The organism is uncultured Senegalimassilia sp. (genome assembly GCF_902464545.1).
Taxonomy (GTDB): domain Bacteria; phylum Actinomycetota; class Coriobacteriia; order Coriobacteriales; family Eggerthellaceae; genus Senegalimassilia.
Window position 1 is genome coordinate 1 of record NZ_CABQJR010000009.1, and the last position, 22,810, is coordinate 22,810.

Annotated in this window: 19 protein-coding genes; 3 read left to right on the plus strand and 16 right to left on the minus strand. The window is 63.4% G+C overall.

All coding sequences use genetic code 11. The features are described from left to right. The first annotated feature begins 61 nt into the window (after nt 1-61). Nucleotides 62-949 carry a LysR family transcriptional regulator gene (locus RDW26_RS03780; RefSeq protein WP_307982590.1) on the plus strand — a complete coding sequence of 296 codons (888 nt, stop codon included), beginning with the start codon at nt 62-64 and terminating at the stop codon, nt 947-949. A 181-nt stretch (nt 950-1,130) separates the two neighbouring features. Here the strand turns inward: RDW26_RS03780 and RDW26_RS03785 are convergent, their stop codons facing one another. From RDW26_RS03785 to RDW26_RS03835, 11 genes are all read right to left on the minus strand, one after another. Then, nucleotides 1,131-2,900: a proline--tRNA ligase gene (locus tag RDW26_RS03785; protein ID WP_307981013.1), complete on the minus strand. Its 1,770-nt coding sequence runs from the start codon at nt 2,898-2,900 to the stop codon at nt 1,131-1,133. Continuing rightward, nucleotides 2,901-3,956 (minus strand): flavodoxin-dependent (E)-4-hydroxy-3-methylbut-2-enyl-diphosphate synthase, encoded by a 1,056-nt coding sequence (gene ispG / locus RDW26_RS03790; protein WP_307982631.1) that lies wholly within the window; start codon nt 3,954-3,956, stop codon nt 2,901-2,903. Nucleotides 3,957-4,164: 208 nt separating this feature from the next. Next, a complete protein-coding gene (locus RDW26_RS03795; protein WP_307982591.1) occupies nt 4,165-5,280 on the minus strand; it encodes a site-2 protease family protein in 1,116 nt (371 codons plus the stop codon). A 158-nt stretch (nt 5,281-5,438) separates the two neighbouring features. Next, entirely contained in the window at nt 5,439-6,653 is a 1,215-nt protein-coding gene (gene dxr, locus RDW26_RS03800; RefSeq protein WP_307982592.1) for a 1-deoxy-D-xylulose-5-phosphate reductoisomerase, read from the minus strand. Between the two features lie 66 nt (nt 6,654-6,719). Beyond that, nucleotides 6,720-7,646, minus strand: a complete 927-nt coding sequence (locus tag RDW26_RS03805; protein ID WP_307982593.1) for a phosphatidate cytidylyltransferase — start codon at nt 7,644-7,646, stop codon at nt 6,720-6,722. Then, nucleotides 7,647-8,429, minus strand: coding sequence for an isoprenyl transferase (locus RDW26_RS03810; RefSeq protein WP_307981020.1), 783 nt, complete (start codon nt 8,427-8,429; stop codon nt 7,647-7,649). A 278-nt stretch (nt 8,430-8,707) separates the two neighbouring features. Continuing rightward, nucleotides 8,708-9,250 (minus strand): ribosome recycling factor, encoded by a 543-nt coding sequence (gene frr, locus RDW26_RS03815; protein WP_220241214.1) that lies wholly within the window; start codon nt 9,248-9,250, stop codon nt 8,708-8,710. Between the two features lie 69 nt (nt 9,251-9,319). Then, complete coding sequence (gene pyrH, locus RDW26_RS03820) at nt 9,320-10,036, minus strand: UMP kinase (RefSeq protein ID WP_042436881.1); 717 nt, start codon at nt 10,034-10,036, stop codon at nt 9,320-9,322. Between the two features lie 120 nt (nt 10,037-10,156). After that, entirely contained in the window at nt 10,157-11,569 is a 1,413-nt protein-coding gene (locus tag RDW26_RS03825; RefSeq protein ID WP_307982594.1) for a cation:dicarboxylate symporter family transporter, read from the minus strand. Nucleotides 11,570-12,003: 434 nt separating this feature from the next. Beyond that, a complete protein-coding gene (locus RDW26_RS03830; protein ID WP_307982595.1) occupies nt 12,004-13,440 on the minus strand; it encodes a trypsin-like peptidase domain-containing protein in 1,437 nt (478 codons plus the stop codon). 371 nt (nt 13,441-13,811) lie between these two features. Beyond that, the gene (locus RDW26_RS03835) at nt 13,812-14,312 is read right to left on the minus strand and encodes a prolyl-tRNA synthetase associated domain-containing protein (RefSeq protein ID WP_307982632.1); all 501 of its coding nucleotides are present in this window, start codon (nt 14,310-14,312) and stop codon (nt 13,812-13,814) included. 218 nt (nt 14,313-14,530) lie between these two features. Here RDW26_RS03835 and RDW26_RS03840 point away from each other — a divergent pair, with 218 nt between their 5' ends. Beyond that, the gene (locus tag RDW26_RS03840) at nt 14,531-15,373 is read left to right on the plus strand and encodes a protein-ADP-ribose hydrolase (protein WP_307982596.1); all 843 of its coding nucleotides are present in this window, start codon (nt 14,531-14,533) and stop codon (nt 15,371-15,373) included. A 255-nt stretch (nt 15,374-15,628) separates the two neighbouring features. On the opposite strand, the gene RDW26_RS03845 is transcribed toward RDW26_RS03840, so the two are convergent. From RDW26_RS03845 to RDW26_RS03860, 4 genes are all read right to left on the minus strand, one after another. Beyond that, on the minus strand, nt 15,629-16,396 hold the full coding sequence (locus RDW26_RS03845; RefSeq protein ID WP_307982597.1) for an energy-coupling factor transporter transmembrane component T: 768 nt from the start codon (nt 16,394-16,396) through the stop codon (nt 15,629-15,631). Further along, nucleotides 16,393-17,241, minus strand: a complete 849-nt coding sequence (locus tag RDW26_RS03850) for an ABC transporter ATP-binding protein (protein WP_307982598.1) — start codon at nt 17,239-17,241, stop codon at nt 16,393-16,395. Before RDW26_RS03850 ends, RDW26_RS03845 begins: the two co-directional genes overlap by 4 nt. After that, nucleotides 17,238-18,095 (minus strand): ATP-binding cassette domain-containing protein, encoded by an 858-nt coding sequence (locus RDW26_RS03855; RefSeq protein WP_307982599.1) that lies wholly within the window; start codon nt 18,093-18,095, stop codon nt 17,238-17,240. The genes RDW26_RS03850 and RDW26_RS03855 overlap by 4 nt, the downstream gene beginning before the upstream one ends. A 231-nt stretch (nt 18,096-18,326) precedes the next feature. Further along, the gene (locus RDW26_RS03860; RefSeq protein ID WP_307982600.1) at nt 18,327-18,914 is read right to left on the minus strand and encodes a tryptophan transporter; all 588 of its coding nucleotides are present in this window, start codon (nt 18,912-18,914) and stop codon (nt 18,327-18,329) included. An 868-nt stretch (nt 18,915-19,782) separates the two neighbouring features. On the opposite strand from RDW26_RS03860, the gene RDW26_RS03865 reads away from it, so the two are divergent. After that, entirely contained in the window at nt 19,783-21,690 is a 1,908-nt protein-coding gene (locus RDW26_RS03865) for an MDR family MFS transporter (protein WP_307982601.1), read from the plus strand. 186 nt (nt 21,691-21,876) lie between these two features. Here the strand turns inward: RDW26_RS03865 and RDW26_RS03870 are convergent, their stop codons facing one another. Further along, the gene (locus RDW26_RS03870; protein WP_307982602.1) at nt 21,877-22,794 is read right to left on the minus strand and encodes a DmsC/YnfH family molybdoenzyme membrane anchor subunit; all 918 of its coding nucleotides are present in this window, start codon (nt 22,792-22,794) and stop codon (nt 21,877-21,879) included. Between the last annotated feature and the right edge of the window lie 16 nt (nt 22,795-22,810).

Genomic DNA, 22,810 nt, shown 5'->3' on the forward strand with positions numbered 1-22,810 from the left:
GCACCTGAAAGCATTCGATATTCGGCTCCCAAATGCAACAACTAAAAGATAGGAGCATCATATGGTGAACCCGAAATATAAGGCCCTGCTGCGCGTTGCCGAGACCGGCAGCTTCACGCAAGCGGCGAACGATCTTGGCTACTCGCAATCGGGTATCAGCGGCATGATATCTTCCCTGGAAAAGGAAATGGGCGTGCAATTGGTCGTACGTGATTACAGGGAAGCCCACCTGTCAGCCGAAGGCGAGGACCTGCTGCCGTGGATCTCCAACGTCTGCAACGGCGAGCGGCAGCTGGCGAGCCGGATAGCCGAGCTGAGGCGCCTGGAGCGCGGCGTGGTGCGCGTCGCCGCGCCCACCAGCGTCTCGACCCATTGGTTTCCCGGCATGGTGAAAGCTTTTGAGCGGAAATGCCCCGGCGTGGAGCTGCATCTGATGTGCATCGACGACGAAGCGGAGCTCGAACGCGCCTTATGGCACGGGGATGCCGATTGCGGGTTTTTGGTCGCGCCCGCGAAACGGGCGCTGAAAGCCATCCCCTTGCACGACGATCCTATCATGGTGCTGCTGCCTCCCGACCATGCGCTCGCACATGCCGACCACGCCCCCGCGCGAACGCTTGCCGAGGAGCCTTTCATCCAACCGCGAAGCAGATCGATGCAGGAAGCGGAAGCGCTGCTGCGCAACAGCGGGGTGAAACCGCACGTGCGTTTCGCCGTTTATAGCGACTACAGCGTCATGAACATGGTGAGCAAAGGGCTGGGTTTCAGCATACTGCCGGGATTGCTGCTCGAAGACGCCACGCTCCCTTTGACCGTGCTTCCGCCGCAACTGAAGATGCGCCGGGAGATATCCATCGCCATGCGATCTGCGGACACCGCCTCGGCCGCCACGCGGGCGTTCGTACAGACCGTGCGCACATGGGTGAGGCAGCGCTACGAGCAACGATGAGGGCAAGGAGGCGACCCGCCCAGCCGCGAACCGTCTCTGAACGCCCACGGACGCGGCAACCCGCCGAACGCAAGCCGCCACGAACAACCGCGGGCCGCAGCCAGTCGAACGCAAGCCGCCTTGAAATCAAAACGGGCCCGGCACATGCCGGGCCCGTAAGGAATACGCGTTCACGTAAGCGCTATTCGGCCTTCTCGACGAACAGGCCGGCGAAGGCGTTCAGGTTGTTGCCCCAACGACGCTGCGCGCCCTTGGCGAAGGTCAGTGCCTCGGACAGCGCCTCCAGCGAGATATCGCGGCGCTCGCCCGTGGCGCGGCGCTTGATCTCGACCTTGCCCTCGGCAAGGCCGCGCTTGCCCATGACGATCTGCAGCGGCCAGCCCATCAGGTCGGCTTCGGCGAACTTCACGCCCGCGCGCTCCTTGCGATCGTCGATGACCACTTCCAGGCCCAGGCCCGCCAGCTCTTCCGCCAGCTTCTCGGCAGCAGGCTGCACCAGGTCGTCGCCGGTGGCGAGCGGCAGGATGCATACGTGCGCCGGAGCCACGGACATCGGCCAGATCATGCCGTTCTCATCGTTGTGCTGCTCGATGATGGCGGCCAGGGTGCGGGACACGCCCACGCCGTAGCAGCCCATGATGAACGGCTGCTCCTTGCCGTCCTTGTTCATGAAGGTGGCGTTCATGGCGCGGGAGTACTTGTCGCCAAGCTGGAACACCTGCGCGACCTCGATACCGCGCGCACCCTTGAGCTCCATGCCGCACTTCGGGCAGCAGTCGCCGGGCTTGACGGTGATGATATCGGCCCACTGGTCGACCTTGAAGTCCTTGCCAAGCTGCGCGCCCACGTAGTGATAGCCATCCTCGTTGGCGCCGACGACCCACTTCGGCACCGCCTTCAGGCTATTTGCCGCGATGACGAACGCATCCTCGGGCAGGCCGACCGGGCCCATGGAACCCTTGTGCAGGCCGTAGGCCTCCATGTCCTCGTCGGTGAGGATGGTGAAGCCGCCGGCGGCGCGGGCCGCCTTCTCCTCGTTCACCTCATGATCGCCGGGAACGAACAGCACGACGAGCTTGCCCTCGTCGTTCTTGCCGGAGAGCGCCTTCACCGTGGAGGATTCCGGGATGTCCAGGAACTCGGCGAGCTCGGCGATGGTGTGCACGCCGGGCGTGGCCACCTTCTCCATCTCGGGCACGTCGTAGACCGTGGGGCGCGCCAGGCCCTCGCCCACCTCGTCGCTTGCTGCGTAACCGCAATCGCAGTACACGAGCGCGGACTCGCCGGCCTCGGCAAGCGCATGGAACTCGCAGGTGACCGCGCCGCCGATCTGGCCGGCATCTGCCTGCACGGGGCGGAACTCAAGGCCGCAACGCGCGCAGATGCGCTCGTAGGCCGCGTACATCCTGTCGTATTCCTCCTGCAGCGACTCCTGCGTGTCGTGGAAGCTATAGCCGTCCTTCATGACGAACTCGCGGCTGCGCAGCAGGCCGAAGCGCGGGCGGATCTCGTCGCGGAACTTCGTCTGGATCTGATACATGTTCAGCGGCAGCTGCTTGTAGGAGCGCAGCTCGGCGCGCACGAGCGCGGTGATGAGCTCCTCATGGGTGGGGCCGAGGCAGAACTCGTGATCGTGGCGATCGTTGAGGCGCATGCGCTCGGGACCGTACGCGTCGGCGCGGCCGGACTCCTGCCACAGCTCCTCGGGCTGGAGCATGGGCATGCGGATCTCCTGGGCGCCGCACGCATCCATCTCCTCGCGCACGATGTTCTCGATCTTGGTCAGCACGCGCTTGCCCAGGGGCAAAAACGTGTAGATGCCGGCAGCGGTCTTGCGGATGAAACCGGCGCGCAGCAGCAGCTTATGGCTGGCGATCTCGGCATCGGTGGGGTCTTCCTTCAGCGTGGGAGCATATAGGGAGCTCATGCGCGTGATGTTGGCGTTGTTCATTTACAGGTCCTTTATCTCTTCCAGTAAAGCGTCGACGATGGCGCCTTCTTCCACTTTTCGAACGGTTTGGCCGTGGCGGAACACCACGCCCACGCCCTTGCCGCAGGCCACGCCGATGTCGGCGTCGGCGGCCTCGCCCGGCCCGTTGACGACGCAGCCCATGACGGCCACTTTCAACGGCTTATCCAGACAGGCGATGCGCCGCTCCACCTCCTGCGCCAGCCCGATCAGGTCGACCTGGCACCTTCCGCACGTGGGGCAGCTGATCAGCTCGGGGTTGCGGCGGCGCAGGTCGAGCGCGCCGAGCAGCGCCCAGCAGGCGCGCATTTCCGTGACCGGGTCGTCGGTGAGCGAGATGCGCATGGTGTCGCCGATGCCCTGCTCAAGCAGGATGCCCAGGCCGGAGGCGCTTTTGATGACGCCCTGGAACGTAGTGCCCGCCTCGGTGACGCCGATGTGCAACGGGATATGCGGGATATCGCGCGCCAGCTGGCGGTACGTGCGCACCGTGGTCATGACGTCGTGGGCCTTCGCGCTGACCACCAGGTCGTGGAAGCCGCGGCCTTCGCAGTATTCCACGTACTGGCGTGCGGAGGCAGCCAGCTTCTCGGGAAGCGAAAGGTCGTCACGCTCGGCCAAGGCCTGGTCGAGCGAGCCGGCGTTCACGCCGATACGGATGGGGATGCCCGCCTGCCCGGCGGCATCGAGCACAGCGTCGGTTTTCGCCAAGCCGCCGATGTTGCCGGGGTTGATGCGCAGCTTCGCCGCGCCGCGGCGCGCCGCCTCGATGGCGATGGTTGCGTCGAAGTGCACGTCGGCCACGACGGGCAAGGGCGATTCCTCGCACACGGCCTGGAACGTGTCCAGGCAGCTGCGGCGCGGGATGGCCATGCGCACGACCTCGCAGCCGGCATCGGCCAGCTGCTTGATCTGCGCAAGGTTGGCCTGCGCATCATCGGCCGGGGCGTTGAGCATGGACTGCACCACCACGGGAGCGCCGCCGCCAAGCGCCACGTTGCCCACGTGCACCTGGTGCGTTTTCTGATTGGGACGCATAGCGTCCTGCGGCAACGGGCAGGCCGCGGCCCCCGAAGGAGCCGCGGCGCACGCGTTGCCCATGTTCTCGTTAGTTTCCATAGCGGCTATTCTACCAGCGTAGCGCCCCTCGTTGGCGAAACGTATACAAGCAACAGGCGAAGAAAAAGCCGGCAGGGCGCTACGCCCCTGCCGGCTTATGCGATATACGGGATGAAAACGGGGCGCCCTATTGGCCGAAGAACGTGCCCGAGATAATACGCTGCACATCTTGATTGACCATGACCAGGAAAAACATGAGGAACAAGGCCATGCCGGCGGCGCTCATGGCGTTCATGGCGCGCATGGAGATCACCTTTTTCGACAGCTTCTGGAACACCTCGATGACGAAACGGCCACCGTCAAGCGGCGGGATGGGCAGTAGGTTCATGATGCCCAGCGATACCGAGATCATGGCCATAAACTGCATGAACGGCACCAAACCCGCATCGGCGAACTGCTTCGACATCACGGCAATGCCCACGACCGAAGACGAATCGGACACCGTCTGCGCCGCCGTTGCCGGGTTGAACAGGCCTGCGACGGCTTGTACGACCATGCCGATATAGGTGAAGCCCGCCACGATCGCGCGGCCCGGATCCACCGTCATATGCGTCACCTCGCCCGATTGCATCCGCACATCGAATCCGATGACGCTGAACAGCACCACGAACATCAGCATGGCGAACAGCAGGTTGACCGCGATCCCCGCCAGCAGGATGACCGAGCGCTTCCAAAACGGCAGGCTGCGATATTGCTGCCGATATTCGCTTTCGAACAACGCTTGGGCGTCCTCGACCGGGCGCGCCTGGCCCTCAGCGTAGCGCTCCGGCGCGGGCTTGCCGGCTTGCGCCGCCGCGCGGATCTGCTTCTTGGAGGGGATGACCTCTGCGGCGCGATACGTGTTGTACTCGTCCTTCTTTGTGGGACCGGTGCAGCTTCCCCAGTCCACCAGCTCATCGAGCGCCTTGAGCGCATCCTCGTCGGAAATGCCGCAATCGCGCGCGATATCCTCCATGTTCGCCGTGCCCCGACGGTACAGCGCCGCCAGCGCCGGCTCCAGATGCGGGCTCATCTCGCCCGGCTCCATGCCGCACACGCGCGCATAACCGCCCAGCAAAATGGGCGTGACACCGAACTTCGTGCCCCATTTCTTGAAGCCGATGCTCGGGCCCGGCATGCCCAGCATGAACTCGGTGACGCGCACGCCGAAGGCACGCGACGCCAGATAGTGGCCGCCTTCGTGGATGACCACCAAGATGCCCAGCACGATGGTGCAATACAAAATCATGAGGATGACGTTCAAAAACGGGCTCCTTGCCTTAGCTGCGGACACGCGACGAAGCGGGGTTTCGCTTGACGGCCCCGCGCGTTGGAATCCGTCTCATTATAAAAAGAGGTTCCGCCCCGTTACCGAAGCGGAACCATAACCACACGATGCACGCGATTAACAGTTTGCGAACCTTAGCGCACGGACTTGCGAGCGGTTTCGCGAGCCCAGGCGTCAAAGGCCTGCAACTGCTCAAGGCTTTCCACCTTCTGCACGCCCTCGCGCTCGTGCGCGTCCATGACGGCCTCCACGCACTCGGCGATGCCCAGGTAGCTGCCCTGCTCCGCCAAAAACGCCGCCACCGCCACCTCATTAGCGGCGTTCATGACGCACGGCAGCGTTCCACCAACGCCGCCGGCGTGGCGGGCAAGCTCCAGGCAACGGAACGTCTCGGTGTCGGCCGGGGCGAACTCCAGGCTTCCCAACTTGGTGAAATCCAAGGGCTCGACGGGCGCTTCCCAGCGCTGCGGATAGCTGAGCGCGAACTGGATGGGGATGCGCATATCGGTGGTGCCCAGATGCGCCTTCACGCTGCCATCGGTGAACTCCACCATGGAATGGATGGCGCTTTGCGGCTGAACCACCACGCTGATCTTGTCGTAGGGCATGTTGAACAGATGATGCGCCTCGATGACCTCCAAGCCCTTGTTCATAAGCGTAGAGGAGTCGATCGAAATCTTCGCGCCCATGCTCCACGTGGGATGGTTCAGCGCCTGAGCAGGGGTGATACCCTCAAGATCGGCGCGCTTCCTACCGCGGAACGGGCCGCCGGAGGCCGTTACCCACAAGCGGGAGACTTCTCGTTCCGACTCACCGAGCAGGCATTGGTAGATGGCGCCATGCTCGGAATCGATGGGCATGAGGGCACCGGCCGGGCCCACCGCCGGGGCCGTGCCGGCCGCGCGACGCTGTGCATCGACCTGCGCCGCCAGCGGCATGATCAAATCGCCGCCCACCACCAAGCTCTCCTTGTTCGCCAGCGCAAGGACCTTGCCCGCGCGCAGCGTTTCATAGCTTGCGCGCAAGCCGGCGGCGCCCACCAGCGCGTTGACGACCACATCCGCCTCGGGCAGGCGCACCAGGTCGACCACGGCATCCATGCCGAAGCCCCATACACCCTGGGCACCGGCCTGTTCGCGCACCTCGGACGCGATGGCCTGGTCGGCCAAGCGCTCATCGCCCACGGCAAGGTTGCGCACGTTATGGGCGCGCGCCTGTTCGAGCATGTCGCCCACGCGCGAGTTCACCGCCAAGCCGACAATCTCCAGCTCGTCGGAATGCTGCCGAACCACGTCGACCGTTTGCGTTCCGATGGAGCCCGTGGACCCGAGAACAACGATGCGTTTCATGAAACCCTCCGAATCATCTGCGAAAACAACTCGAGCCAACGCCGCTAGAACGTTGGCTCGTCCGATTTACCAGCTAAAGGGGATGCACCCGCCTGCCACCAGCAGGATGGCAGAGGCGACCGCCACCAGAAACAGGCTGTCGCAACGGTCGAGCAGGCCGCCGTGGCCCGGCAGAAGCTTGCCGGAATCCTTGAAGCCCACGTTGCGCTTGATACGGCTTTCGGCCAGGTCGCCCAGCACGCCGCATAAGCCGCTGATCACGCCGAACGCCATTGCCATGGGGATGCTCAAGTTCAACCCGGGGATAAGCGTGAACAGGCACCAGAACAACGCCGATCCCACCAAACCCGCGAAAAAGCCTTCCCAGCTTTTCTTCGGCGAAACGCGCGGCGCCAGCTTATGCTTGCCGAACTTGCTACCGATCAGGTATGCGAAGGAGTCGTTGGCCCACACGCTGAAGAAGATGCCGAGCACCAACACGCCGCCCCACGGGTGCGGCAGCGCCTGGCGAACCACCACCAGGCCGGAAAGAAGCATGCCGCAGTATGCCGCACCGAAGAAGCTGACGCCCACATCGGGGATGCGGGCGCGCATCCAGAACACATACCACACGATGAGCGCCAGCAGCAGCACAAGGCTGACCATGAGCGCACCCGACAGCCCGAAGAAATGCACGCTGAGCGGATAGAGCGCCGCCGCCACGATGCCGAGCATCTCGTTGGGCAGCTTCGCGTCGGCGCGCAGCATGTAATAGAACTCCCCGGCGCAAACCGCGGCGGTGGCGGACAGCAAGGCCAGCGTGGTCCATTCGCTCGCAAGGATGCACAGCACGGAGACGGTAACGTAGATGAACCCCGTGCGGAAGCGAACCTGCAGGTCGGAAGCGTTCTTGAACTTCTGCGGCGTTTTCCGGTACGCGAAATCCTTCAAGCGCTCGCCGCGCGAGCGCTCATCCGCGCGCTGCTGCTCGCCGCCTTGCGGGTTCCCGGACATTTATTTCACCGCCCCGAAACGCCTATCTCGGGATTGGAACTCCAGCAGGCAGCGCAAAAACTCGTAACGATTGAAATCAGGCCAGAGCACGTCGGTGGCCACGAACTCGGAATAGGCGACCTGCCACAGCAGGTAGTTCGATAGGCGCATCTCGCCGGACGTGCGGATGACCACCTCGGGGTCGGGGATGTCGGCCGTGTAGAGCCCCTGGGCGAACTCGGCCTCCGTCAGCGGCGCGGTAGGGTCGCCGCCCTCGGCCGCCGTTGCCAGCGCGCGGCGCACGCACGCCTCGGCGGCATGCAAAATCTCCTGCCGCGAGCCGTAGTTCACCGCAACGACCAAGGTCATGCCCGTGTTGTCGCGCGTTTTCAGCCATGCCTCCTCGAAGGCCTCGCGCGTTTCGGCGGGCAGGGCGGAAAGGTCGCCGATGGTGCGCACGCGCACGTTCTCCTCGTGCAGGCCATCGACCTCCGCCAGCATGGTCTTGGCGAACAGGTCCATCAGGCCAACGACCTCTTCCTGAGGACGCTTCCAGTTCTCCGTGGAGAACGAATAGATGGTCAGATAACGAACGCCCAGGTCGGAGGCGCAACGAATGGTCTCACGCACCGCCTCGATGCCGGCCTTGTGGCCCTTCAGGCGATTCAGCGCGCGCTTCTTCGCCCAACGGCCGTTGCCGTCCATGATGACGGCGACATGCTCGGGGATCGCCCGCGGATCAAGGGCAGCAGGGTCCAGGCCCTTGGGCGGATTCGGGAATATGTAATCAAGCGTCTTGTTCATGGGCAGCCTCTTACATAAGGGAAAAGCCAACCGGCGGGAAAACCGCCGGCTGGCACTAGGGAAACGCTCATAAGAGCCGGATGACGCAACCCGGTTGCGAACCAAGGTTGCGCGGAGATCGGAAATGCGCTGGGCGAAAGCAGGGGCCGCTCCCCCACCGTCGGCCCGGCTGCGCAGACAGGCGGCAGCCAGCCGCACCCATGCAAGCCATGAGCACGCGACGCACCGGGGCGCCCGCAGCTCCGAGCAACGGATTCGCCGGCAGGCGAACGCCGCTTCTAGATCTCCATGACCTCGGCTTCCTTCTTCTTGAACACCGCGTCGACTTCGGCGACGTACTTGTCGGTGAGCTTCTGGATCTCGGCCTCGGCGCGACGCTGCTCGTCCTCGGGAAGGTTGTCTTCCTTGACGGACTTGGCGACATGGCTGTTACCGTCGCGACGGGCGTTGCGGATGGCCACGCGGGCCTCCTCGGCGTACTCCTTGCACTGCTTCACCAGCTCGCGGCGGCGATCCTCGGTGAGCGCAGGGAACGGCAGGCGGATGACCGAGCCGTCGTTGTTCGGCGTGACGCCCAGGTCGCTTTCCATGATGGCGTGCTCGATGGCGCCCAGGACGCCCTTGTCCCAAGGCTCGATGACCAGCATATGAGCGTCGGGCGTTTTCACGCCGGCCATCTGGTTGATGGGCGTGGGAACGCCGTAGTAGTCCACCTTGATGCGGTCGAGCACCATGGCGTTGGCGCGGCCCGTGCGGACGGTGCCGAACGCGTTGTGCAGGCCGTTCACGGCGCGCTGCATCTTCTCCTCGGTTTCAAGCATGATCTCGTCGATCATTTCGGTTCCTTTCCCTTGAGCGCCCGCCCTGCCCGGGCGACGCGGAAGACGTTACTACTCTACGGTGGTGCCCACGTCCTCGCCCTTCAGCGCACGGGCGATGTTTCCCTGCACCGTCAGGTCGAACACGATCATGGGGACCTTGTTGTCCATGCACAGGCTGGTGGCCGTGGAGTCCATGACGTTGAGACCCTGCGAGAGAACCTCCATGTAGCTGATGCGGTCGTAGCGCTTCGCATCGGGGTTCTTCACGGGGTCGGAATCGTAGACGCCGTCGACCTTCGTGGCCTTCATGAGCACGTCGACGTCCAGCTCGCAGGCGCGCAGCGCCGCGGTGGTGTCGGTGGTGAAGTAGGGGTTGCCCGTGCCGGCGGCCAGGATGACCACGCGGCCCTTCTCCATGTGGCGGATGGCGCGGCGACGGATGTAGGGCTCGGACACTTCCTGCATGTTGATGGCGCTCTGCACGCGGCTGAAGATGCCGTGGCGCTCGAAGGCGTCCTGCAGCGCCAGCGCGTTCATGACCGTGGCCAGCATGCCGATGTAGTCCGCCTGAGCGCGGTCCATGCCGTCGGTTGCGCCGGAGACGCCGCGGAAGATGTTGCCGCCGCCCACCACGATGGCAAGCTGGACGCCATCATGCACCACGTCGGCGATCTCGTCGGCCAGGGAATCGACCACCTTCGGATCGATGCCGTAGCCAAGGTCGCCTGCCAGCGCCTCGCCGGACAACTTCAGCAGCACGCGCTTGTATCGGTATTCCTCGGCCATATGCAACCTCCCGGTTAAATCGTAAAGCGTTTTAAGCTTCCCTATCTTACCCGAAAACGGAAACGGCCGCCCATCGGGGCGGCCGTTTCCAGGCTTTTCACGCAAAGGACAGACGAGCAGCTAGGCCTTCTCGATACCGTCGGCGTTGATGACCGCGGCGGGATCGTTGTACATATCGCGATCGAGGCCGCCGGTGAAGTTGGACGACGTGACGCCTGCCACCATGGAGTCGCTGACGTTGAGAGCGGTACGGCCCATGTCGATGAGCGGCTCGACGGAGGCCATCAGGCCCACGATCTCGATGGGCAGGCCCATGGTGCCCAGCACGATGAGGCTGGCGAAGGTGGCGCCGCCGCCCACGCCGGCAACGCCGAACGAGCTGATGACGATGACGGCGATCAGGCCGATGACCCACGTGGGGTCGAACACGTTGATGCCGACGGTAGGAGCGATGAGCGTTGCCATCATGGCCGGGTAGATGCCCGCGCAGCCGTTCTGGCCGATGGACATGCCGAAGCTTGCCGCGAAATTCGCCGTCGCCGGATCGACGCCGAGCGCCTTGGACTGCGTCTCGATGTTCATGGGAAGGGCGCCGGCGCTGGTGCGCGACACGAACGCGAACGACAGCACGGGGAAGGCCTTCTTAAGGTACATCACGGGGTTGACGCGGTTGCCGGCCAGGATGAGCAGGTGCACCAGGAACATGGCGATGATGGCCACATAGCTGAAGATGATGAACTTGCCCAGGTCGAGGATGGCGGCGTAGTCGCTGGTAGCCGTGACGTTGGCGATAAGGGCGAGCACGCCGTAGGGGGTAAGGCCCACGACCATTTTCACGATGCACATGACGATGCCGTACAGGCTGTCGATGAGGCTGCTGAAAAACTGCGCCTGCTCGGAATCGCGGTCGCGCAGCTTCAGGTAGGCCAGGCCCACGATGGCGGAGAATATGACCACGGCGATGGTGGACGTGGAGCGCGTGCCGGCAAGGTCGGCGAACACGTTGACGGGGATCATGGACAGGATGGTCTGCGGGATGGTGGTATCGGCGACCTTGTCCTGACGCGTCTGCAGGGCGTCCAGCTTGGTTGCGTCGACGCTGCCCTGCGTGAAGTCCGCCCCGGCAAGGCCCGACAGGGCAATGGTCGCCCAGCCGAACAGCGCCGCGATGGCCACCGTGATCAAAAGGACGGCGAGCACCGATCCGCCGATCTTGCCCAGGTTGTCAACGGCCTTCGTGCGCGTGAACGCGCCGACGATGGCCACGAACACCAGCGGCATGACCAGCATGCGCAAAAGGTCGATGTAGCCGGTTCCCACCAGCGACATCCAGTCAAGCGCGGTGGTGGCGGCTTCGCTGCCGCGGCCCAGCGCCAACTGGATGCCCGCGCCCAGCACGATACCCAGCCCCAAGGCCGTGAACACGCGGAACGTGAAGCTTTTATCCTTCGCCTTCAGATAACGCAGCACCGCGATGAGCGCCGCGAAGATGACCAGCACGGCGAGCACCGGCCCCAATACGTCGAACGACATGTCTCTCGTCTCCCTTTTCCGTTTCGAAGCGATGCGACGGGCGGGCGAGCCACCGGGAAACGCACCCGGGAGCACTCGCCCGCCCGTCGCAGCTCCTGCTTACAGCGTGTCGTTAATTATGCGCCTACTTTACCTAGTAGTGCAATGGGCTTACTACGATATTTTCAGGCAGCCGGCTATCGGTCAAACCGCATGCGGAGCGACCCGTCCAATGGAAGACAGCGGATTCGCCTGCCCGCTCATGAATGGTAACCGGCCACGACGGATGCAAATGTCCGAAAAAATGGGAACGGCCCCAAAACAGGGGCCGTTCCCGCGGGAAAAGGGAAAAGGAAAGGAAAAGGGGCTTTCGGCCCCACGCGAGGCGCGCGGATCGCTCGCCTCGCGTGGGGCCGCTCGGCATTTGCCCGAGCGGCCCGTCAAGACCGCAGCTGCTAGGCCGCGTCGTTCTTGCTGGAGGACCCGCTGTTGTTCAGCAGGCGGTTGAGCATCTCGCTGGAGCTGCTGCTGGAGTTTTGCTGCGTGGCCGCGGATTGGGACGATTCGTCGGAGCCCAGCGTGACCTCGATCTGCTTCGTCTCGCCGTTTCGGTTGACCTCCAGCGTGACCTTGTCGCCGGGGTTCTTCGAGCGCACATCGAGCATCAGGTCGCTGGCGGAGCTGACGGAGTTGCCATCGAACTTCGTGACGATATCGCCTTCCTCAAGGCCGGCCTCTGCCGCCCCGGAACCGCTGTTGACGGCGGAGATGTAGGCGCCGCTATCAACCTTCAGGCCATAGCGCTTCGCGTTCTGGGAGTTAACCGTGGAAAGGGACACGCCCAGCTGCGCGTGTGTGGGGGTTTTGCCCTCGATGATCTGCTGCGCGATGTTGACCGCGTAGTTTACCGGGATGGCGAAGCCGACGCCCGAGTAGTTGCCGGAATACGAGGTGATCAGCGTGTTGATGCCGATGAGCTTGCCGTTGGAATCCACCAGCGCGCCGCCGGAGTTGCCCGGGTTGATTGCCGCATCGGTCTGGATCATGTTCGGGTAGATGGTGTAGCCGCTCGACTGGGAAGACGACCCGCCGTAACCGTACCCATAGCCGTCGCTGCCGCTGCTTTCGGAGTTGCTCATGATCTGCGAACGGCTGGTGGCCGACACGATGCCGGTTGCCACGGACTGCTCGAGGCCGAACGGGCTGCCGATGGACATGACCCATTCGCCGATGGTCAGATTGTCGGAATCGCCGATCTCGACGGGGGTCAGGCCGCTGGCATTGCGCAGCTTGATGACGGCGATGTCGCTGGACTCGTCGGTACCTACCACGTCGGCGTCATACTCCTCGCCGCCCACGGTGACCTTCAAGGCATCGGCGCCTGCGACCACGTGGTTGTTCGTGATGATGTAGCCGTCCTCGGAAAGCACCACGCCGCTGCCCAGGGAGCTTTCGGTGAGCGTTCCCGAGCTGGACGTGCTGCGGCCGAACATGTCGGTGGAGGCCTGCGCCGTGTACACATCGATGGCGGCCACGGAGGGCAGGCACTTCTGCGCCACGGCCTCGGGAAGCGTGTCATCGGTGGACTGGGCCTGGATCTCGGTGTTCGTGGACGCGCCCAGCGTAACGTTGCCGCCGGAGGGGGTCCCCGTCACATTCTGATACACGGTGAAGCCGCCGAACGCGATAACGCAGGCAAGCGCCGCACCGGCGAACGCGGTGCCGAACGTGCGGCCGGAAGAGGTTTTGCGAGGATTTTGAGCATCGACCACCGGCTGCGTATAGGAGTGCTGATAGCCGGGCTGCTGGTAACCCTGCGCGGGCGGGATCGGCTGCCCAGGCTGCCGACCGGGCTGGCCGTAGCCGTTTTGGTTGTTGAACTGATCGGTCATGGCGTTCTCCTTGCTATCGGAGGCGCAGGGCCCTTATCGCCCTGCGTTTTGTTTGACAGGGCAACCTTACCACGCCACGGCCCTCCTCGACGGCGCTTGCACCGTTTCGTCACCCGCACGTCACTGAATTACATCCCTTGGTGTACGGTTAGCCCCATGCAAAACGCCTAAGGGCCGCATCAGCGGCCCTTAGCTGAAAGCAAGTTGAAAAAACGCGCCCGGAAAAGCGACGCAAACGTCCGGAGCCGGCGCCGCTTGCCACCCGAAACGCAGCCGGGAACCGGGCCGACAGCTTCAGAGCGAAGCAGCCGGCGAAACGCGCCCTCGCCCGTTTCGCCCACAGGGGGCAACGCTACCGCAGCCGTGGCGCGCTACGCCTCGGGGCGCTCCATGGGAACGAAGCGATATGGCATGCCGTGCGCATCGAACAAGGCCAGCACGTCGGCAAGCGGCACATGCAGCGTAGCCGTGTTCTCGTTGGGATGGATGCCCAGCCCCTCGTAGCCGCGCAGCTCCTCATCGAGCACCACCTGCACGCGATGCTCGTCATCGTTGAGCACGCCCAGCGGCGACACGGCGCCGGCACGCAGCCCCAGGATGGCCTCAAGGTCGTCGCCGGAGGCGAAGCGCAACGGGCGGCTTTCCAGCGTCGCGCGCAGCGCCTTCAAGTTCGCCGGCTTATCCTCGGGCATCACTACCAAATAATAGGCTCGCTTCTTGTCGTCGCGCAGAAACAGGTTCTTCACCACTTCCGCAGCGAACGGCAGGTTAAGCTGCTCCATCCCCTCCATGGTGAACACAGGCTCGTGCTCGACCTTTCGATAGGAAACCCCCTGATCATCGAGGTATTGCAGCACCTCGGTCTTTCCCATGGCTGCCACACCCGCCCCCTTTCGCGCTATTACCCTCTGTAAACCGCATCCGCGCCGAACACGCCGAAGCGTCGACGCGCGCACGCGGCATTCCGAACCTTGCGCTATTCTATCCAGCAAGAATCGATATGCCCAGACGGCGGACGGCGAAGCGCCCGGGCGCGCCGCCAGCGGCCCGCCCGACAAGACGGCGACGCGGACAAGGAGATGCGAACCCCATGATGCAATTGGTAAAGGATATGGCCTTCCTGGTAAATCACCTGATGGACGAACGGGGCGCGGGGAGTAAGCGCGTTGAACCGCAAGAGGACCCGCGCTGGTTCATGGAGCAATGGGAGCAGTTCCGCGCGCTGGTGAACACGCGCGAGCCGAAACCCGCTTCGCCGGAGTTTCTGAAGGTGCAGGACCGCGTGCTCCAGCTCATGGTTGCCGAACCGGGCATCACCGAAGCCGACGAGCTTGCGCGCACCGCCTCCGACCCGCGCCTGAGCATCTGGCGCGGGGACATCACGGCCCTGCAGTGCGATGCCATCGTCAACGCCGCGAACAGCGCGCTTCTGGGCTGCTGGATTCCCGGGCATCTGTGCATCGACAACGCCATCCACACCTTCGCCGGCGTGCAGCTGCGCCTGAAGTGCGCGCAGATCATGCAGGAGCAAGGCTACGAGGAGCCGGTCGGCCGCGCGAAGGTCACGCCCGCCTATAACCTCCCCTCGCATAACATCATCCACACGGTCGGCCCCATGACGAAAGGAAAACCGACGCTTGAACAGCGCAAACAGCTGACGCAATGCTATATCAGCTGTCTGGATGCGGCATGTGCGGCGAAGGCGAAGTCGGTGGCGTTCTGCTGCATCTCCACCGGTGTGTTCGGGTTCCCGCAGCAGGAGGGCGCGCGGATCGCCGTGCAAGCGGTGAAGGCATGGCTAGACTCCCGCGCCGCCGACGAGCCCGGCGCCGACATGCACGTCATCTTCGACGTGTACACCGAGCAGGACGAGAACCTCTACCGCGCGATCCTCGGCGAAGACGAGAAGCCCGCGAGCGACACGGAGGAGTAGGCCCTCGCTCTGCCCGTCCTGCCTCAACGATGCTGGGAAGGTTTTGGGGCAATCGTGCCCCAAAACGGCTGTTGTCCGAAAGTAAGGCCCCGGGAACAACCCCAAGGCCTTCGTTCGCTACATATATTGTTGCGTTCGGTACATTTCTCCGCTTCATAGAGCGACTATTTCAACAGAAGGCCCTTCTCAAATTCGGAAAACTCGCAATCTCGGACACGATATGCCGAAATCGTTCCCACGCCCCGCGAATCGAGGCTATAGCAGCACGCTCAACGCAACAGCCGCCGCCGCGATCGCAACTGCCACGGCAAGCGCCGCGAAGTCGATGCGCGCGAACGGGTACTCCTTGAAGCCGCTTTCCCGGCTTCGCAGATTGAAGCCTCGCACCTCGGCGGCAATGGCGGCGCTATTGGTCTTGCGCACCGACGACACCAGCAGCGGAACGCACGGCGGCATCATCAGGCGGGCCTTCTTCAAGACGCCGCCGTCGAACTCCACGCCGCGCGCGGTCTGCGCCTCCATGATGCCCGCCATATCGTTCATGAACACGGGGATGAAATGCACGGTGGACATGAACGTGAACGCATACTTATACGGCACGTGCAGCACCTTGACCAGCGCATTCGCCATATCGGTGAGCTTGGTTACGTAGAACACCAGGAACAGCGGCACCGCGCAGGCCACCAGCCGCACCACGATGAGCACGGCCGCGGCCACGCTCCCCGTGCCGATGTAGCCCCACGGCAGCTGAGCCAGCACATCGCCTTGCGGCGTGAACAGCAGCGCGATCAGCGCCAACACCAGCGAGAACAGCGCCACGGCCTTCGCCAGGCCCAGCGTTTGCGGAACCATCTTGCATTGCACGGCGAGCACTGCATCAAGCACGATCACCAACGCCAGCAGCACAAGGTTGCTGGTGGCGAAGCAAGCGATCACCAGCAGGAACGCCGCCGCCAGTTTCGCCACCGGGTTCATACGGTGCAGCAGGCTGTCGCCCGGCACGTATTCCAGGAAGCCCTTCATCGCGCACCCGTCCTTTCGCAAGCGCCCGCCGCAGCGGCAAGCGCATCGGTCATCTCGTCAAGCGTATCCGCCAGCGCCACCGGCGATGCCGCCGCCACGGCGCCGTCCTCGGCCAAGCGCAGCGACACGTCCACCATCTGCGGCGGCAGCAGATGCGTGCGCGCCAGCACGTCGCGGTCGCGCAGCACGGCGAACGTTTCGCCATCGGCAACCACCTGACCTGCGGTCATAGCGATTACCCGCTTTGCGTAGTCGGCCACCACCTCCATGTCGTGGCACACCATGACCACCGTGGTGCCGCGAGCGTTCAGCTCGGCGATGACGTCCATCACCTTGGCGCACTCGCGGAAATCAAGGCCGGCGGTCGGCTCGTCGAGCACCACCACGGGCGGCTCCATCACGATAATCGATGCCAGCGCCAGCAGCTGGCGGGTGCCACGATTGAGCAGGAACGGCTCGGCGTCGCCGTCGAAGCCGAATCGCTCGATCATCGCATCCACCTTCGCCTCGGCCTCGGCGTCGGCGCGCCCTTGCGCGCGGAAACCGAACAGCAGCTCCTCGCGCACGGTGGAGCAGCAGATCTGGCGATCGGGGTTTTGGAATAGGAAGCCCACCTTCGCGGCAAGTTGGCTGGTGCGCAGCTGCGTGGTGGGCACGCCATCGATGAGGACCTGGCCAGAAGACGGCTTCAACAAGCCGTTGACCAGGCGCATCGTGGTGGATTTGCCCGCACCGTTCGTGCCCACGAACGCGACGAAATCGCCGTCGGGGATACGGAAGCTCACATCGCGCAGGATGGGCAGCTCGCCATCGTACGATGCGCTCACGTTCTCGAGCTCGATCATGCCGAAGCCCCTTCCCCGCTTAAAACCCGCTTGCACACCTTTACGGCCTCGTCCACGTTGCGCGCCGCCGGCGCATCCACCAGACCCCGTGCACGCAACCGGTTCACCAAGCTGGTGGAGCGCGGGCAGTTCACGCCGATCTCCAGCAGCTCGTCGGAATGCTCGAGCACCTCGGCGGGCGTTCCCCGGAAGCGGATCTTGCCGCCGTCCACGATAAGCAGCATGTCGGCGAAATCGGACAGCAGCGCGATCTTCTGCTCCACCACGATGACCGTGGTGCCGTTTTCCCGGGCGTAGCGCGCCAGCAGCTCGAACACGGCAAGCGACGATGCCGGGTCCAGCTCTGCCGTCGGCTCGTCAAGCACCAGCACGCGCGGCTTCAGCGCGATGACCGATGCCACCGCAACCTTCTGCTTCTGCCCTCCGGAAAGCTCGGCGATGCCGCGATGACGCAGGTTTGAGATGCCCATAGCCTCCAGCGCCTCGGCGATACGCCCTTCCACCTGGTCTTTCGGCACGCCGAAGTTCTCAAGGCCGTACAACACCTCGTCCTCGACCACCGACGACACCATCTGCGAGTCGATGTCCTGGCACACGCTGCCGACCAGACGGCTGATATCGGTCAGGGACGCCTCGCACGTGTCCAGCCCGTCAATGGTCACGCTGCCGTAGAAATCACCGGGATAGCAGTGCGGGATGATGCCGTTGAACGCGTACGTGAGCGTCGATTTCCCGCTGCCCGCAGCGCCGGTGATTCCCACGAACGAGCCGTCGGGGATGGCAAGGTCGATGCCGTGCAGGATAGGCTCGGCCCCCTCTCGATAGCGAAACGACAAGTTCGAAACCTCGATCATGGGAAACCCTTTCAAGCAGAAAGCGAACAGGTGGGAAGCGGGAACTCGCAAGTAAAATCTCAAACCATAGGTCAAGCAAAGTCAGCGAGGGCGCCTGTGGTGCCTTGAATTCGACTGAATCTAGCGGGCATTGGCCTTCGGGCCATGCCCGCGCAGATGAAGCCGAAGGCAAGGTGCCACAGGCGGCCACAGCGTCGAGCCGATTCGTTTGCCGGCAGGCAAACGAAACAACTAGCGCTTCAGGACGGCGCGCAGGACCGGGGTCAGGATGGCCGCCAGCACGGCGTTCATGGTTGCCGTGCCCAGCACCATGACGGCATATACGCCGAACACGGCCAACGGCTCAAGATGCGCAACGGCGACGCCCACGATCATGGCGAACGTGTAACCGGAGACGATGGTGGACAGGAACGTGATGATCACGGGAGCGACGACGTCCTGAAAGCCCTTGTTGTCGGCGGCCACCTTCGCAAGCGCGGTAACCAGCAGACCGCACGCCAAAGCGCCCAGCATCTCGGAAGGGATGTTCACCAACGGCGTGGCGTTCAACATGGGCAGCTGGCTGACCAGGCCCACCAACAAGCCGATCACCACAGATTGATACACTTTCGGACGCGTGAGGATGATTGCCAGGCAGTACATGGCGATCATGAAATTGGGCTTCATGCCCGCAAAGCTGAGGAAGCTGGAAACGGTCAGCTTAAGGACGGCGCCGGCAGCGATGAGCACTGCCACCAGGATAAGATCTTGTACGGGCAAGCCCTCCTTCTTCGCGGAGGTTGCCACCGTACGCTTCTGGGCTGCAACGTTTTGAGTCATGATCCTCATTCCTTTCTTGGCGGGGTTTCCGCCGGTCATTACCCGTCCCCGGGCTTTCGGTCTGCCGGCAACGAACGCGAATGAGGAATCATCGGCTTACGGGTTTCAAGCAAAGGCCGGTTTGCAGCTATGGCGACTCACCACACCCCGCGGCCCGAATAACCCACAAAATAAAAAACGTCTGTCCTTTGAGATAAAGGACAGACGTAACATCTGCGGTGCCACCTTTACTTGACCCCCGAAGGAGCCCTCTCACGAACATGCCAACACATGTTCTGCCCTTAACGCAGGCTCACGGTCCAGATACTCAGCTGCCGACCGCCACGTGGTAACGCAGCAACCGTCAACCTTTCCCCTTTCCCTCGGCGAACCATTTACCACCCAGCATTTCTACGGGATTCCCAGCAACACCCGCTCTCTGTGAGCGCTTATGATGGCTTGACTTTCGCCTCAACGGTTTCAAGGTATTAAGTTGTGGCACGAACTATAGGGGATGCCGCCAAGATGCGCAACCCCTATTTTTCGCGAATTAACAGCCGCGAAATATCGCCGGCAAACAGTTGGAGAAACGTCACCGGCATTTGTGAGCAAGATTTGACACGCGCGCAAGGATTGTATGGTCTGCCGCCAGCAACTCGCACCGAGCAAGCTTCCGCGCGTTATGATTGTCGACAACACAATGGCGTCATCCGCGACGTCCCCGTTGCGCATTCGCGCTTCGGGGACGTTCTTTTCGCCTGACGCTTTCTCTATCCGAATCCGACAACGCAACGCGTTAAGCGAGCCCAAAAGCCGCCTTAGCCCCGTGCGCTCGTCGGCCGACCCGCGCGCCCTTACGGGAGAAGGACGTGCGCGGAAAGGAGCCGCTATGGCTGATTGGGGGCTTACCCGCAAGCAAATCGTCATGCTGATCGTGCTGGTGTTCGGCACCTTCGTCACCGTTCTGAACCAGACGGTCGTGGCACCGGCATTGCCGTCGATCATGAGCGAGATGAGCGTCGACGCCGCCGTCGCGCAATGGCTGACAACCGGATTCACCCTGGTCAACGCCATCATGGTACCCATCACCGCGTTTCTGACCGACCGCTTCACCACGCGCCGGCTGTTCCTTGCGTCCATGGTCCTGTTCACCGCCGGCACAATGCTGGCGGCCTGGGGCCCGAACTTCCCCGTGCTGCTTGCCGGCCGCTTGATCCAAGCCGCCGGCGCCGGCATCCTCATGCCGCTCGTGATGACGGTGCTCATGTGGACGTTCCCCATCGACCGTCGCGGCACCGCCATGGGCGTGTTCGGCATCGTCATCGCGTTCGCCCCCGCCGCCGGCCCCACCGTCGCCGGCATCATCATCGACCAGGCGAACTGGCACGTCATGTTCTGGATCATCGCCGTGCTGTGCGCAGCCGTCATCGTGTTCGCCGCCTTCGCGCTTGAACGTGGCGGCGAAACGAACAAGGACGTGAAGCTCGATGTCGCCTCCGTCATCCTGTCAACGCTCGGGTTCGGCGGCTTGCTGTACGGCCTGTCCGCCATCGGCAGCTACGGCGTGACGGCCGATTCGGCGGGCGGCGTCGTTATCGGCGCGGTTGCGCTCGCGTTCTTCTTCCGCCGCCAGCTGCGCATGGAGCAGCCTATGCTGCAGGTGCGCGTGCTGACGAACCGTAAGTTCCTCATCGCCACCATCATCGTGATGCTCGTGCAAGGCGCGCTGCTTGCCGGCGGCATCCTCATCCCCATCTTGCTGCAGTCCTACATGGGCTTCTCCGCCACCACGTCGGGCCTTGTGCTGCTGCCCGGCGCCATCGTCATGGGTGCCATGGGCCCGGTCGCCGGCCGCCTGTTCGACAAGCACGGCCCGCGCGTGCTGGCCGTCATCGGCACCGGCGTGTTGGCGCTGACCACCGCCACGTTCATGTTCATGGGACCGGGTATGGGGCTGATCACGCTCACGGTCATCTACACGGTGCGCCTGTTCAGCCTGTCGCTCGTGAACATGCCCATCTCCACTTGGGGCATGAATGCGCTGCCCGACAAGCTGGTGAACCACGGAACCTCAGTGCAGAACACGTTCCGCCAGGTGGCGGGCTCGCTGGGAACCGCCGTCATCGTGTCCGCGTCCACCGTTGCCACCAACATGGTTTCCGGTTCGACCGATGCCGTGACCGCCGGCGTGTTCGGCATCCATGCGGCGTTCGCCGTGGCCACGGCCCTATGCGTGCTGGGCTTCGTGCTGACCGTAGCGCTCGTGCGCAACAAGCCCGGCGACGAGGCGGCCGCCGACGAGGGCAACGCGCACCGCTCCCTCATCGAGCAGATCATGAAGCGCGACGTGTACACGCTGCCCGAAAACGCCACCGTGCTCGAAGCCATGCAGCTGCTGGTGAACAACCACATCAGCGCCGCGCCGCTCGTCGATGCCGCCGGCAAGCCGACCGGCTTCATCTCCGACGGCGACATCATGCGCTACCTATCCAAGCGCGGCCAGATGATCATGGACCCTGTGGTGATGATCGTGCAAACCGTGGACGCATACTCCGACCACAAGGATTACGCCCACAAGCTGGAGCACCTGATGGGCATGAAAGCCTCCGATATCGGCGCGAAGGGGATCATCGGCGTCAGCGTGCACGCCGACCTGCCCGAGGTCTGCCGCGTGCTCGGCGAGAACCACTTGAAGAAGGTGCCCGTGCTCGAAGACGGCGTGATCGTGGGCGTCATCAACCGTAGCGACATCACGCACTTCAGCATGGAGAAATACCTGGAGGAGCGCGGAGCGTAGGGCGCGCAGGGACGCAATCCCCCGCGAAGCGACGGTCGGCAACAGCCGCCTGGACGCAGAACGAAAACCCGCTTTAGAGATATAAGGCCGAGGGGCTCGGCGAGCGCCCCCCTGAACGCAAAACTCCCGCTACCGCGCAATTCAATTTGCGGTAGCGGGAGTTTTTGCAACCTAGGCCTATATGACCTATACGGCAAGGCCGACCGTCAAGTGCATCATGTAGAACGCGAAACGCATGACGAAAACACCGGCGAACACCAACAGACACGAGATAAGCAGGCGAACAAGTACGCGCTTGGAGAATGCAAGCTCACCCCCGCCGTGCGCCGCCGCCTCCCTCGACACGACATGCATCGTGAAGGCGGCAAGCACGCAACCGGCAAAGCACATCAACGCGAACGCCAGCAGCATCGTGTGGTAATGCGGCACAAGATCGGCTGCCGCGACCACCGAATTCGTAACGCCGCCCAATAACCGACCCTGCACGATATACACAGCCGCATTCGCCGCAAGCGCAATGAAGGGCACCGTCATCAGCAGCAGGCCGAAACGCCCCGCAAGCGCGCGCCATTGGGCGGCATACAGCGTGATCGCCGCCAGCAAAGGGCCTCCCATCAGGGCATTCAGCCATAACGAAATCGGAACCGTAGGCAGGCTCCAAGTGATGATGGTGTCAACGGAATATGCAAGGGACACCATCGCCACAAACACGATGCCCGTTGCCGCGATCATCGCCAACAGCAGCCGCTGCAGCCATGCAAAAGGCTTGACCGAAAACGAGTACAGCCAATACAGGCCGCTGCACGCCAACAATCCCACCGCGCTGACGACTTCGTTCGAAAGAGGGCTGGAGCCGAAATGCAAAAACACGTACAGCGCATTGGCCGGGTTCCCGAGATGCGTAGCCGACGCGACGAGCCCCACCATGGTGACCACAAGAGGGATGCACATGAACGTGCTGATGCGCGCCCGCATCGTCGATTCGAGTTTCGAAAACAACAACACCGCCGCAACCAGAACAAGGGCGATGGCGCCCGAGGGGGCAAGCGTGGTGAACAGCACCAACGTCACCTCGCTTAACGCGGTATCGAACCCGGAAATCATCAGCTCCCCCTCTTTG

Coding starts and splice junctions, on each gene's coding strand:
- RDW26_RS03780 (WP_307982590.1), top strand. CDS start 62: ATGGTGAACCCGAAATATAAGGCCCTGCTGCGCGTTGCCGAGACCGGC.
- RDW26_RS03785 (WP_307981013.1), bottom strand. CDS start 2,900: ATGAACAACGCCAACATCACGCGCATGAGCTCCCTATATGCTCCCACG.
- ispG (WP_307982631.1), bottom strand. CDS start 3,956: ATGCGTCCCAATCAGAAAACGCACCAGGTGCACGTGGGCAACGTGGCG.
- dxr (WP_307982592.1), bottom strand. CDS start 6,653: ATGAAACGCATCGTTGTTCTCGGGTCCACGGGCTCCATCGGAACGCAA.
- RDW26_RS03805 (WP_307982593.1), bottom strand. CDS start 7,646: ATGTCCGGGAACCCGCAAGGCGGCGAGCAGCAGCGCGCGGATGAGCGC.
- RDW26_RS03810 (WP_307981020.1), bottom strand. CDS start 8,429: ATGAACAAGACGCTTGATTACATATTCCCGAATCCGCCCAAGGGCCTG.
- frr (WP_220241214.1), bottom strand. CDS start 9,250: ATGCTTGAAACCGAGGAGAAGATGCAGCGCGCCGTGAACGGCCTGCAC.
- pyrH (WP_042436881.1), bottom strand. CDS start 10,036: ATGGCCGAGGAATACCGATACAAGCGCGTGCTGCTGAAGTTGTCCGGC.
- RDW26_RS03825 (WP_307982594.1), bottom strand. CDS start 11,569: ATGTCGTTCGACGTATTGGGGCCGGTGCTCGCCGTGCTGGTCATCTTC.
- RDW26_RS03830 (WP_307982595.1), bottom strand. CDS start 13,440: ATGACCGATCAGTTCAACAACCAAAACGGCTACGGCCAGCCCGGTCGG.
- RDW26_RS03835 (WP_307982632.1), bottom strand. CDS start 14,312: ATGGGAAAGACCGAGGTGCTGCAATACCTCGATGATCAGGGGGTTTCC.
- RDW26_RS03840 (WP_307982596.1), top strand. CDS start 14,531: ATGATGCAATTGGTAAAGGATATGGCCTTCCTGGTAAATCACCTGATG.
- RDW26_RS03845 (WP_307982597.1), bottom strand. CDS start 16,396: ATGAAGGGCTTCCTGGAATACGTGCCGGGCGACAGCCTGCTGCACCGT.
- RDW26_RS03850 (WP_307982598.1), bottom strand. CDS start 17,241: ATGATCGAGCTCGAGAACGTGAGCGCATCGTACGATGGCGAGCTGCCC.
- RDW26_RS03855 (WP_307982599.1), bottom strand. CDS start 18,095: ATGATCGAGGTTTCGAACTTGTCGTTTCGCTATCGAGAGGGGGCCGAG.
- RDW26_RS03860 (WP_307982600.1), bottom strand. CDS start 18,914: ATGACTCAAAACGTTGCAGCCCAGAAGCGTACGGTGGCAACCTCCGCG.
- RDW26_RS03865 (WP_307982601.1), top strand. CDS start 19,783: ATGGCTGATTGGGGGCTTACCCGCAAGCAAATCGTCATGCTGATCGTG.
- RDW26_RS03870 (WP_307982602.1), bottom strand. CDS start 22,794: ATGATTTCCGGGTTCGATACCGCGTTAAGCGAGGTGACGTTGGTGCTG.